The following is a 12477-nucleotide window of genomic DNA, read 5'->3' as shown; positions in this document are numbered from 1 at the left end:
TGGTTGCGTATTACTTATAATAAAGGTAGCGAAGGTCTGTTTGATTGAAACGAGAGTTACGATTTAAACAGGCGGATATTGTATGGAGGTGCAGTTCATGTCAGAAAATAATAACCACATCGTCCCTCTACTTCCATTAAGAGGTCTATTGGTTTATCCAACCATGGTCCTTCATTTGGATGTTGGTCGCGAGCGCTCTGTTCAAGCGCTTGAACAAGCCATGATGGATGACCATCTTATCTTTTTATCTACACAAAAAGATATGGCGGTTGATCAGCCCGAACAAGATGATTTATACCAAATGGGAACATTAACGAAAGTGAAACAAATGTTAAAGCTTCCAAACGGCACCATCCGTGTTCTGGTTGAAGGGGTTGAAAGAGCGGAAATATCCTCTTTTGTTGATGTTAATCCCTTTTATACGGTAAATGTTAAGTCTTTACCAGATGATTATGAAAAAAATGCAGAACTTGAAGCAATGATGAGAACACTTGTTGAATATTTCGAACAATATATTAATCTTTCCAAGAAGGTCTCAAATGAAACCTTATCAACCGTAACAGATATTGAAGAACCGGGTCGTTTAGCTGATATTGTGGCGTCTCACTTGCCGCTAAAGCTAAAAATCAAACAGGAAATCCTAAATACTGTTGACGTAAAAGAACGTTTGTCAAGGGTGATTGAGACCATAAATAACGAAAAAGAAGTCCTGAGTCTTGAAAAGAAAATCGGACAGCGTGTAAAAAAATCGATGGAACGCACTCAAAAGGAATATTATCTTCGTGAGCAAATGAAAGCTATTCAAAAAGAGCTTGGAGATAAAGAAGGTAAGACAGGTGAAGTATCTGACTTGACTGAGCGGATTCAAGCCGCTAACATGCCTGAATCCGTCCTTAAGATTGCAATGAAAGAATTGGATCGTTATGAAAAGGTACCGTCTACTTCTGCTGAAAGCTCAGTCATTCGAAATTATTTGGAATGGCTAGTGACGATTCCATGGACAGAAGCAACAGAGGATGACTTGGACATTCATCGTGCGGAAGAGATTCTTGACCGTGATCACTTTGGTTTGGAAAAAGTAAAGGAACGTGTGCTTGAATACTTAGCGGTACAGCAATTATCAGAATCTCTAAAGGGTCCAATTCTTTGTTTGGCAGGACCTCCGGGTGTTGGTAAAACAAGCTTGGCCCGCTCGATAGCCGAATCAATCGGACGTAAATTTGTACGTGTGTCATTAGGCGGGGTAAGAGATGAATCTGAAATCAGAGGACACCGCAGAACATATGTAGGTGCAATGCCTGGCCGAATCATCCAGGGAATGAAGAAAGCGACAACTGTAAACCCAGTATTTTTATTAGATGAAATAGATAAAATGTCGAATGATTTTCGTGGTGATCCGTCTGCAGCAATGCTTGAAGTACTAGATCCTGAACAAAATAACTCGTTCAGTGATCATTACATTGAGGAGCAGTACGATCTGTCAAAAGTCATGTTTATTGCTACAGCAAATAATCTTGCTACTATTCCTGGACCACTTCGTGATCGTATGGAAATTATTACGATTGCTGGATATACAGAAATCGAAAAAATTAATATCGCAAAAGATCATCTTTTATCAAAGCAGCTGAAGGATCATGGACTTTCAAAAAGCAAACTGCAAATACGGGATGACGCTATTCAGGAAATGGTCCGTTATCACACACGTGAAGCTGGTGTAAGGGGCTTAGAAAGACAGCTAGCAGCCGTCTGCAGGAAAACAGCTAAAATTATTGTAAGCGGAGAAAAGAAGCGTGTTATCGTAACGGCTAACAATTTATCCGACTTTTTGGGTAAACGTAAATTCCGTTATGGCCTGGCTGAAACAGAAGATCAAATTGGCGTTGCTACGGGACTTGCCTACACGACAGTTGGAGGGGATACACTTCAAATTGAAGTTTCTTTATCACCTGGCAAAGGCAAGCTTGTTTTAACGGGTAAACTTGGTGATGTGATGAAAGAATCAGCTCAAACGGCTTTCTCTTTTGTCCGGTCAAAAGCAACTGAATGGAATATAGATGAAAAATTTCATGAGAAATTCGACATTCACATACACGTTCCTGAAGGTGCAGTACCTAAGGATGGCCCATCTGCCGGTATTACGATTGTTACAGCGCTTATGTCTGCATTGACCAATCGCCCAATAAAGCGGGCGATCGGCATGACAGGTGAGGTAACGCTTCGCGGTCGAGTACTGCCAATTGGAGGTTTGAAGGAAAAAACCTTAAGCGCGCATCGTGCTGGATTAACAACCATCATCTTACCAAAAGAAAATGAACGTGATATTGATGACATTCCTGAAACCGTACGTAACGAATTAACCTTTATTCCTGTGTCACATGTAGATGAAGTATTAAAACAAGCGTTAGGTGATCCATTATGAAAATTACGCAATCAGAAATCGTGATCAGTGCTGTTAAGCCTGATCAATACCCTGATGATGGACTTCCGGAATTTGCGCTGGCTGGACGTTCAAATGTAGGGAAATCTTCATTTATCAATAAGATGATTAATCGGAGAGCCCTCGCGCGTATCTCTTCAAAGCCTGGAAAAACGCAGACGCTCAACTTTTATATATTGAATGAAGCACTCTATTTTGTGGACGTTCCGGGCTATGGGTATGCAAAAGTGTCCAAATCAGAACGTGCAGCATGGGGGAAAATGATCGAAACCTATATGACGGGACGCGTGCCGCTTAAGGCAGTAGTTTTGATTGTCGATTTGCGTCATCCCCCTACAAATGATGACATTATGATGTATGATTTTTTGAAGCACTTTGATATTCCGTGTCTGGTTGTTGCCACAAAGGCTGACAAGATCCCCAAAGGCAAATGGCAAAAGCATATGAGCGTGACTAGACGCGCACTTCAAATTGAAGACGGTGATGATTTAATCATTTTTTCGTCAGAGACGGGACTTGGGAAAAAAGAAGCGTGGGATTTTATCATGGAAAAAATGCAGGAAGCCTAACCAAATATGGTTAGGCTTTTCTTTATAAGCAAATACTAGTAAATAGTAAGGATAGGATGCTGGAAAGGAATTGTGAAAATAAAATAAGTTAGATGTTCCGTTTTTATCGAAGAATGTATGAATGACTTTATAAGCTAGAACCTTGAAAGCTCCTTGTATCTTTGGTAATCTAGACACAGGTGTTTTACCATATGGTTGTGCGATTCGGGGAGATTCTCGGAAAACCATACATAAAAAGGAACTTTGTCGAACGAAGTGAAAAAGGTTTCAATGGATGTTCACAATTGCTGTCATGGCACTGAACGTGTCATGCTATAATAGATTAGATTATAATGATTATAATGTGGGGGTGTCTTTCAAAACATGCACATACTCGTGGTAGGATTGAATTACAAAACGGCCCCTGTTGAGATAAGAGAGCGTCTTTCTTTCCAAGAAGCAGATCTTCAGAATGCAATGGCTTCGTTACAGAAGAAAAAAAGCATACTGGAAAATGTGATTGTTTCGACTTGTAATCGAACGGAAATATACGCTGTCGTAGATCAGCTTCATACAGGTCGTTACTATATAAAAGAATTTTTAGCTGACTGGTTTCAGTTAGAGAAAGAAGTATTTAGCCCGTATTTATTCGGTTATGAAAAAGATGGTGCAATGGAGCATCTTTTTAAAGTTACATGTGGACTGGACTCAATGGTATTGGGTGAAACGCAAATTCTAGGACAAGTACGTAAAAGCTTTTTAACTTCACAAGAAGTGGGAGCTACAGGTACAGTCTTTAATGAGCTTTTTAAACAGTCTATAACACTTGCTAAAAAAGCGCACGCGGAAACGGATATTGCATCAAATGCAGTCTCTGTTTCTTATGCAGCAGTAGAGCTTGCGAAAAAGATCTTTGGAGATTTAAATAAAAAGCATGTACTGATTTTAGGTGCAGGTAAAATGGGAGAGCTTGCGATCCAAAACCTTCAAGGAAGCGGAGCGGACAAGATTACTGTCATTAACCGAACCTTTGAAAAAGCTGTTGCACTTGCTGAAAAATTCAATGGGAAAGCGAAACAGCTTAGTGAACTGCAATGCGCCCTTGTTGAGGCAGATATTTTAATCACGTCTACAGGTTCAAAGGATGCCGTCATTGAGAAGGAAATGATGCTTCACGTTGAACGAATGAGAAAAGGCCGTCCGTTCTTTATGGTGGATATTGCTGTTCCGCGTGATTTAGATCCTGCTATCAATGAGCTTGACAGTGTGTTCTTATATGACATTGATGATCTTGAGGGCATTGTTCAAGCGAATCTGGCTGAGCGCAGAAGTGCAGCTCAGGCAATTGAAATCATGGTAGAGGAAACGATCATGAGCTTTAAAGAATGGTTGAACATGCTGGGAGTTGTTCCAGTAATTTCTGCACTTCGTGATAAAGCGCTTGTTGTACAAGCTGAAACGATGCAAAGCATTGAACGGAAAATGCCTAACCTCTCTGATCGTGAGAGAAAGATCCTAAACAAGCATACAAAAAGTATTATTAATCAGCTGTTAAAGGATCCAATTTTGCAGGCAAAAGAGCTTGCTTCATTGCCGGATGCGGAAGAAAAGCTGGATCTGTTTATGAAAATCTTTAATATTGAAGAACAGATTAATGGGACACAAGACGTTAAACCTGATAAAGGTCAAGCTTCTTCCAATAAAACTGAATGGTCTTCTAAACAGCATCCCGCGCTCTCCTTACAGCCTTAAGCGAGGTACACAACGATGTTTGAACTATCAATGACTCGGCTTCATGAGGTCATGGTTGTCTTGTATGCGTTAAGCGTGCTGCTTTACTTTATGGATTATTTACAAAAGAACCAGAAGGCAAATCGTTATGCCTTCTGGCTTTTAGGGATTGTTTGGGTTCTTCAAACAATCTTTTTATTTCTATACATGACAAGGACGGGGCGATTTCCTGTACTGACCCTTTTTGAAGGGATTTATTTTTATGCGTGGGTGTTGGTCACACTGTCATTGGCGATCAATCGTCTGATGCGTGTGGACTTCACCGTTTTTTTTGTCAATATAATCGGGTTTATTTTTATGGCTATTCACACGTTTGCGCCAGTACAGGCACCAAATGAAGCAGCAGCTGAACAATTAATGTCAGAATTGCTGTTAATACATATCACAATGGCGATTCTATCATACGCTGCGTTCTCTCTTTCTGTCGTTTTTTCGATCTTGTATTTACTGCAATATCGAATGTTAAAACAAAAAAAATGGAGTCAGAAGCTGCAGCGAATCAGTGATTTAACCAAATTGGAAAAAGGATCATTTATTTTAAATATGATTGGTTTTCCGATGCTGATGCTGAGTTTGATTTTAGGTGTACAATGGGCAATTATTACGTTACCATCAATGATTTGGTACGATGCTAAGATTTTTGGTTCATTTTTGATGCTAGGAATTTATGGTGTATTTTTATTTTTGAAAGTGAGTAAAGGAATGGCAGGTAAATCACTGGCCCTGTTAAATTTAGCTGCTTTCCTTTTCCTCATTATCAATTTTTTATTGGGTAGCAGATGGTCTTCATTCCATTTCTGGTATTCCTGATGTAAAAATAAGGCATAATTGAAGTGGAAGGAGCAGAAGTATATGAGAAAAATTATTGTAGGTTCAAGACGCAGCAACCTAGCTATGACACAAACTAGATGGGTGATCGAGCAGCTGAAAAAACTCGATTCAAACGTTGAATTTGAGATAAAGGAAATCGTAACAAAAGGGGATCAAATTCAAAATGTCATGCTGTCTAAAGTAGGCGGTAAAGGATTATTTGTTAAAGAGATCGAGCAGGCGATGCTTGACGGTGAAATTGATATGGCAGTGCATAGCATGAAGGATATGCCTGCAGAGCTTCCAGAAGGATTGACAATTGGGAGTATTCCAGTGCGTGAGGATGTTCGGGACGCATTTATATCCAAAGATGGCAAAACGCTTTCAGAGCTTCCTGCTGGCGCAATTATTGGCACAAGCAGTCTTCGTAGAAGTGCTCAAATCCTAATTAGTCGACCGGATTTGGAAATTAAATGGATTAGAGGCAATATCGATACTCGTCTATCAAAACTGAAAGAAGAGAATTATGATGCCATAATTTTAGCTGCAGCAGGACTTTCAAGAATGGGATGGGCAAAGGATGTTGTGACGGAGTTTCTTGAACCGGAAGCATGTCTCCCAGCAATCGGTCAGGGAGCGCTGTCGATTGAATGCCGTGAGGATGATCATGAACTGCGGGAGCTTCTTGATCAATTTACTGATCATGAAACGAAGGTTACAGTTACAGCAGAACGAGCATTCCTTCATAAAATGGAAGGAGGCTGTCAAGTGCCGATAGCAGGCTTCGCTACGCTTAATGGCACTGAAGTGTCATTAACTGCACTCGTAGCTTCTCCTGATGGAACGACGGTGTATAAAGAAACCATTACGGGTAAAAATCCTCAGGAGGTTGGCGAAAAAGCTGCTGCTTTATTAACAGCACAAGGTGCTAAAGCATTAGTGGATCAAGTAAAGGCTGAGCAGGAAGCAGGGCACTAATCCGATGGGCAACGAGCATTTGCTTCAAGGGCTGCGTATTCTATTAACTCGCCCCTCCCAGTCAGCAGCGAAAGACGAACAGCTGATTAAGAGGCGAAATGGAGTTCCTATTTCTATTCCGTTAATCCAAACTTCTTATGTATATAGTGAACTTGAAAATGAGATCTTGCAGCGTTTGGAGCAATACGATTGGATCGTGTTTACAAGTCAAAACACGGTTGAATATATGATGCAAGTACTTGAAAGATATGGGCGAGCAGAGTGGCTGCATCAAGTGAACATTGCTGCTATCGGTCAAAAAACGGAAGAACGTTTGCAAGAACATGGATTTACAGCTAGCTTTATGCCATCTACTTTCCAAGCAGATGAGTTTGTAAACGAATTTCCATTTCATACCTTGAAGGCTTCTAGTATATTATTTCCTCAAGGAAATCTTGCAAGAGATATCATTTCAGCTTCATTTCGTGAACGTGGAATTCCATGTACGAAATGGATTTTGTATGAAACAACGATGCCGTCTGGGAGTTGTGAGCGATTAATAAATCATCTAATGCATGATAAGCTCGATATTCTTACTTTTGCAAGCCCATCAGCTGTCATGAATTTTATGCTCGCTATTCAAGACCAGCCGTACATTAAGGAACAATTAACGAGTGGCCATTGGACTGTTGCCTGTATTGGACCCACAACAAAACAAGCTGCTTTAGCGTATGAGCTTCCTGTCCATATTCAGCCTGCAGTATACACCATGAGTGCAATGCTAGAAGATATTGTCTCAATTTATATGAAAAATGTTAAGGAGGAATAATAATGACAGACCTTCAATTCAATCGTCATCGACGTCTGCGTACATCAGACAATCTGCGTTCAATGGTAAAAGAAACATGGCTGCGCAAAGAAGATCTAATCTATCCATTATTTGTTGTCGAAGGCAGCAACGTACATAGCGAAGTGGCTTCTATGCCAGGAGTATTCCATATATCACTTGACTATGTTGAAGCTGAAGTACAGGAAATCGTGGATCTTGGAATCAAATCTATTATTCTTTTTGGTGTTCCAGCTGAGAAGGATGCGCTGGGTTCACAAGCCTATCACGATCACGGAATTGTACAGGAAGCCACTAGATTAATTAAAGAAAAATTTCCTGAGCTTGTGATTATTGCAGATACATGCTTGTGCCAGTATACAGATCACGGACACTGTGGGATCGTGGAAGAAGGCAAAATCCTAAACGATCCTACACTGGATTTGCTTGCAAGAACAGCTGTCAGTCAGGCGAGAGCTGGCGCAGATATTATTGCACCTTCTAACATGATGGATGGCTTTGTGGCTGCCATTCGCCGAGGACTTGATGAAGCTGGCTTTGTGGATGTGCCGATTATGTCCTACGCGGTAAAATATTCTTCCAGCTTTTACGGTCCATTCCGCGATGCTGCGCACAGCACTCCGCAGTTTGGAGACCGCAAAACCTACCAAATGGATCCTGCGAACCGAATGGAAGCATTGCGAGAAGCAGCATCTGATGTAGAAGAAGGAGCGGACTTCCTAATTGTAAAGCCTGCACTTTCTTATTTGGATATCATGCGTGAAGTAAAAGATAATTTTCTGCTGCCTGTCGTTGCCTACAATGTAAGCGGTGAGTATTCTATGATCAAAGCAGCTGCTCAAAACGGTTGGATTAACGAGCAAGAGATTGTGATGGAAAAACTAATTAGTATGAAACGTGCCGGTGCGGATCTTATCATTACGTATTTTGCAAAAGATGTCGCGAAAATGTTATCGTAGCAAATTTTACACCAATACATGAAGGATAAGAAAGAGGAGGCAGCGTCATGCGTTCATATGAAAAATCAAAAGAAGCATTTAAAGAGGCCGTCGAGCTAATGCCAGGCGGAGTTAATAGCCCAGTCCGAGCATTTAAATCGGTCAACATGAATCCTATTTTCATGGAAAAAGGAAAAGGCTCTAAAATTCACGATATTGACGGCAATGAATATATCGATTATGTGTTATCATGGGGGCCGCTTATTTTAGGTCATGCACAGGATCGCGTTGTTTCGGCTATTCAGCAGGTAGCAGAAAGCGGAACAAGCTTTGGCGCTCCTACAACGGTGGAAAACAAGCTTGCCAATTTAGTAATTGAGCGTGTACCATCTATTGAAAAAATTCGTATGGTATCATCAGGAACTGAGGCGACGATGAGTGCGCTGCGCCTTGCACGTGGATACACGGGACGGGACAAAATTGTGAAATTTGAAGGCTGCTATCATGGACATGGAGACAGTCTGTTGATTAAAGCCGGCTCAGGCGTAGCGACGCTTGGTTTACCAGATAGTCCAGGGGTTCCCAAAAGTGTGGCAAAAAACACGATAACGGTTCCTTATAATGATCTGGAATCAATCAAGTATGTGTTTAATGAATTTGGATCCGATATTGCGGCTGTAATTGTCGAACCAGTTGCTGGAAATATGGGGGTTGTTCCTCCAGAGCCTGGTTTCCTGGAAGGATTACGCGAAGTTACTGAACAAAATGGGACACTTTTAATTTTTGATGAAGTGATGACAGGATTCCGAGTAGGCTTTAACTGTGCGCAAGGTCATCTTGGCGTAACGCCTGATCTGACCTGTCTTGGAAAAGTGATAGGTGGAGGACTGCCTGTAGGTGCGTTCGGTGGGAAGGCAGAAATTATGGATCAAATTGCGCCAGCAGGCCCTATTTATCAGGCAGGTACGCTCTCAGGAAACCCGCTTGCCATGACCGCTGGTTATGAGACGTTATCACAATTAACACCAGAATCGTATGATCATTTTGTCGAGCTTGGAGATTTACTGGAGGAAGGATTTACAATGCTTGCGAAGAAGTATGACATTCCTCACACGGTAAATCGCGCGGGTTCAATGCTTGGTTTCTTCTTTACAAATGAAAGAGTGACCAACTTTGAGAAAGCGAAAACATCTGATCTTAAACTATTTTCTGAGTTTTATCGTCAAATGGCAAATTATGGTGTCTTTTTGCCGCCTTCTCAATTTGAGGGCTGGTTCCTGTCAACTGCTCATACGAAAGAAGATGTTGAAAAAACATTGCATGCTGTGGAGGCTTCATTTAAAGCAATTACTGCATAATAAAGAAAAGGCTGATTACCTACATTGTGGTAAGTCAGCCTTTTTTCGTTAAAAACTTTCGTATATGATAGTAAGAAAAGGAAGAAGGTGCATGGCGAGTGACAAAAACTCAATGAACAGGACTTTTTATCACAGCCATCATTGCAACCAGTGGAGGCTGGCTGTTTTATGAGCTGTCGCTGTTTTTACCGTGGCTGCTTGGTCCGCTATTTATTATGATGATTTTAAAAAACACGGTAAAATGGCCTTTTTATTGGCCTGGGTGGTTAAGGAATGCAGGCCTGCTTATTATCGGAATTCAGATGGGCACATCTTTTACAAGCGAAGCACTAACGTTTATGGTGCTATACTTGCCGATTATGCTCGTCATTACATTTTTAGTGGTGCTTTTTTCCATGCTCACTGCTTGGGGGCTATCTAAAAGCACCAACTACCGTTTTTCAACTGCGTTACTTGGAAGCTTTCCTGGAGGACTATCACAGATGGTGCTGTTAAGTGAGGAAGTAAAGGGTGCAGATCAATCTGCTGTTGCGCTTATGCAAACGATTCGAATTCTGTTAGTCATCACAGTGGTGCCATTATTAGTGACTTACTTTTTCCCGAGAGATACAAATGGATTTCTGCAGGTTATTCAAACGCCTATTTTAGAGATTCCCCTTTTTTATCTATTTCTTTTAGCAAGCGGGATTATTTTTCTATTATTTATAATCCGAAAAATCCAAATGCCGATCCCTTATATGCTTGCTCCTTTAATAAGTGTATTAGTATTTAATGTATTAACAGGGAATCCCTTTCACTTGCCAGTTGCGTTAGTAGCTTCTGCACAAATTACGCTAGGTGCTCATTTAGGTCTGCAAATGAAAGGAATGCGCGCTCTGCTGTCTGCACGCTCTATTGCGCTTGTGGTAATCAGTAATTTAGCGCTTATTGCTTTTTGTATCGCGCTATCCTATGGTTTAAATAGATTTTTCTCTTTTCCATTGTTGGATATGTTTTTAAGTGCAGCCCCTGGTGGTGTAGCAGAAATGGCGATTACTGCGTACGCGGTGGGGGCAGATGCTTCAACGGTCACAAGCTTTCACTTATTTCGTATTTTCTTCATCCTTTTTTTAGCAGCTCCATTGACCGTTTATTTGTTGAAAAAAAGGCTTCAAACTTCTCCTGAATTGTAATAGTCTCTTCTCATTGTGCATATCGTTTATATAGAGGGTGTATGTAGTAGAGGAAACGGGGGAAGAAAATTTGAAGAAAAATCAAATGCCGCTGCTATTAAAAGAAACGATTGCGTTCGATGGAGCATATGGTCTTAAAGAACTTCGCTCGCTTTCGTTTGAGCCAAGTGTATCAATTACAGAACAGCCGCATCAAGTACTGATTGAAGGGAATCTTCATTTAGTAGGAGAAGGCGTTGCTGTGGAAGTGGGAGAACGGGCCATTAAAATGGAAGGGCATTTTCAGCGAGTGCATATTTTGAACCGGGGAGAAGACGATATTTTGGAATTTGAGCATTATTTCCCTTTAACGGTGAGCGTAGCTTCTGCAAGAATAAGCAATATCCATCAGTTGGACGTTTTTATTGATCATATTGATTACGAATTAATTAATGAACAATCACTCATCATTCATGCTGATATCATGATAGATGGGGTATCAAAAGAAAGAGAGATTGAGAAAGAATTCGATGAGTCAGAACAAGCTGAGAACCTATTAATTGATGAGGCAGCTTTAGTGAATGAGGGAAGTAATGAGGCTGAGAGGACCGAAGTCTTGGAAATGGAAGATACGATGGAGAAAAATGAAAGAGAGGAAGGAATAGAAACGGAAGAAGTAGGTTTAGCAACAATATTGGAACAGCAAAATGCAGTGAATGTGCAGAAAGACGTTGTGGTTTCAGAAAGTGTAGAATATAACCAACCTTACCAAGAAAAAAGTGAAGAGGTTTACGAACTTCCGATTCGAGTACTGCCGAATCCGTTTAAGGAATGGAATCAAATGAGTGATCAAGTAGAATCTTTTTCAGCAGAAAATGAAGAAATACAGACTGTTGATGGAGAGGAAGAGGTTGAGGGAAACCATGAAGAAAAGATCGTAAACCATGCTGATCAAGAATCCTATAGTGAAGAGATTCCTCATAGTATGGTACATGCTAATTATGATCCAGTGCTGTATGAACAACGAAGCGAAGACCATCCATCAGAAGAACTTGTAGTCGTGCTGGAGGGTTCTGTAGAAGAAGTATTTCCATCAGGTGATGATTCCCAGCAAGCTGCTTCTCACCAAGGTCTAATGAGTTTTGTCTCCGCATTGGAAGATCGCATGACGACAGTTACGATTCATATAACACAACAGGATGAAACTCCCGAGATGATTGCTGAGCGTCATGGCGTCTCGGTCCCAAATCTGATGAAGAGAAATAAATTTGAGTCCCGAGCTCCATTTGACAAAGGGAAGGTTGTTTGGATTCCGTAAATTTTAAATCCATTCAAATTGAAGAACGACCGCTATTCCTATAAGGATTCCGAGCAATATTACATCAAAAGTGGTTGGAAGCAGGATTAACCGTACAGCTTGGAATATACAAAATGGAACAATTAGTGTCGAACAAACCAATCTGCATTTCTTCCACCACGGCGGCAGCGGTTTAGGGAATAATCGTTTTCCCAATGTACTCATCCTTTCTTGAAAAGATTTGCTTTCATTATCGTATGAAAAAACAGGTAGAGATGCGCCTGATCGTAATAGGGATTGACGAATACCTTGCTTTTCCGCTACTATAGATGTACATATTGAT

At 40.9% G+C, this 12477-nt stretch carries 11 protein-coding genes and 1 other annotated feature (1 of these 12 only partly in view); of the genes, 10 read left to right on the top strand and 1 reads right to left on the bottom strand.

The window, feature by feature from the left end; all coding sequences use genetic code 11:
• Positions 1 to 97: 97 nt before the first annotated feature.
• From lon to KP78_RS16445, 10 genes are all read left to right on the top strand, one after another.
• The gene (gene lon / locus KP78_RS16490; protein ID WP_041090491.1) at positions 98 to 2419 is read left to right on the top strand and encodes an endopeptidase La; all 2322 of its coding nucleotides are present in this window, start codon (positions 98 to 100) and stop codon (positions 2417 to 2419) included.
• Positions 2416 to 3006 carry a ribosome biogenesis GTP-binding protein YihA/YsxC gene (yihA, locus tag KP78_RS16485; RefSeq protein WP_041090489.1) on the top strand — a complete coding sequence of 197 codons (591 nt, stop codon included), beginning with the start codon at positions 2416 to 2418 and terminating at the stop codon, positions 3004 to 3006. The genes lon and yihA overlap by 4 nt, the downstream gene beginning before the upstream one ends.
• 363 nt (positions 3007 to 3369) lie before the next feature.
• Positions 3370 to 4737, top strand: coding sequence for a glutamyl-tRNA reductase (gene hemA, locus KP78_RS16480; protein ID WP_041090487.1), 1368 nt, complete (start codon positions 3370 to 3372; stop codon positions 4735 to 4737).
• 15 nt (positions 4738 to 4752) lie between these two features.
• Positions 4753 to 5586: a cytochrome C assembly family protein gene (locus tag KP78_RS16475; RefSeq protein WP_041090485.1), complete on the top strand. Its 834-nt coding sequence runs from the start codon at positions 4753 to 4755 to the stop codon at positions 5584 to 5586.
• Between the two features lie 42 nt (positions 5587 to 5628).
• Positions 5629 to 6564, top strand: a complete 936-nt coding sequence (gene hemC, locus KP78_RS16470; RefSeq protein WP_041090483.1) for a hydroxymethylbilane synthase — start codon at positions 5629 to 5631, stop codon at positions 6562 to 6564.
• A gap of 4 nt (positions 6565 to 6568) precedes the next feature.
• The gene (locus KP78_RS16465; RefSeq protein ID WP_052474895.1) at positions 6569 to 7372 is read left to right on the top strand and encodes a uroporphyrinogen-III synthase; all 804 of its coding nucleotides are present in this window, start codon (positions 6569 to 6571) and stop codon (positions 7370 to 7372) included.
• 2 nt (positions 7373 to 7374) lie between these two features.
• Positions 7375 to 8349: a porphobilinogen synthase gene (hemB, locus tag KP78_RS16460; protein WP_041090481.1), complete on the top strand. Its 975-nt coding sequence runs from the start codon at positions 7375 to 7377 to the stop codon at positions 8347 to 8349.
• 47 nt (positions 8350 to 8396) lie between these two features.
• Complete coding sequence (hemL, locus tag KP78_RS16455) at positions 8397 to 9686, top strand: glutamate-1-semialdehyde 2,1-aminomutase (protein ID WP_041090479.1); 1290 nt, start codon at positions 8397 to 8399, stop codon at positions 9684 to 9686.
• A gap of 128 nt (positions 9687 to 9814) precedes the next feature.
• The gene (locus KP78_RS16450) at positions 9815 to 10858 is read left to right on the top strand and encodes an AbrB family transcriptional regulator (protein WP_041090477.1); all 1044 of its coding nucleotides are present in this window, start codon (positions 9815 to 9817) and stop codon (positions 10856 to 10858) included.
• A 70-nt stretch (positions 10859 to 10928) separates the two neighbouring features.
• Entirely contained in the window at positions 10929 to 12155 is a 1227-nt protein-coding gene (locus KP78_RS16445) for a hypothetical protein (RefSeq protein WP_041090475.1), read from the top strand.
• Between the two features lie 3 nt (positions 12156 to 12158).
• Here the strand turns inward: KP78_RS16445 and KP78_RS19445 are convergent, their stop codons facing one another.
• Positions 12159 to 12359: a hypothetical protein gene (locus KP78_RS19445; RefSeq protein ID WP_084220124.1), complete on the bottom strand. Its 201-nt coding sequence runs from the start codon at positions 12357 to 12359 to the stop codon at positions 12159 to 12161.
• 115 nt (positions 12360 to 12474) lie between these two features.
• Positions 12475 to 12477 (top strand) — a binding site (T-box leader); it runs 231 nt beyond the window's last position.

This window comes from Jeotgalibacillus soli, assembly GCF_000829435.1.
GTDB classification, from domain to species: Bacteria; Bacillota; Bacilli; order Bacillales; family Jeotgalibacillaceae; genus Jeotgalibacillus; species Jeotgalibacillus soli.
Note: the sequence above shows the minus strand (reverse complement) of the source record. Positions and strands in the feature narration are given on the sequence as shown.

Excerpts from the sequence above, each read along its gene's own strand:
- lon (WP_041090491.1), top strand. The coding sequence starts at position 98 with ATGTCAGAAAATAATAACCACATCGTCCCTCTACTTCCATTAAGAGGT.
- yihA (WP_041090489.1), top strand. The coding sequence starts at position 2,416 with ATGAAAATTACGCAATCAGAAATCGTGATCAGTGCTGTTAAGCCTGAT.
- hemA (WP_041090487.1), top strand. The coding sequence starts at position 3,370 with ATGCACATACTCGTGGTAGGATTGAATTACAAAACGGCCCCTGTTGAG.
- KP78_RS16475 (WP_041090485.1), top strand. The coding sequence starts at position 4,753 with ATGTTTGAACTATCAATGACTCGGCTTCATGAGGTCATGGTTGTCTTG.
- hemC (WP_041090483.1), top strand. The coding sequence starts at position 5,629 with ATGAGAAAAATTATTGTAGGTTCAAGACGCAGCAACCTAGCTATGACA.
- KP78_RS16465 (WP_052474895.1), top strand. The coding sequence starts at position 6,569 with ATGGGCAACGAGCATTTGCTTCAAGGGCTGCGTATTCTATTAACTCGC.
- hemB (WP_041090481.1), top strand. The coding sequence starts at position 7,375 with ATGACAGACCTTCAATTCAATCGTCATCGACGTCTGCGTACATCAGAC.
- hemL (WP_041090479.1), top strand. The coding sequence starts at position 8,397 with ATGCGTTCATATGAAAAATCAAAAGAAGCATTTAAAGAGGCCGTCGAG.
- KP78_RS19445 (WP_084220124.1), bottom strand. The coding sequence starts at position 12,359 with ATGAGTACATTGGGAAAACGATTATTCCCTAAACCGCTGCCGCCGTGG.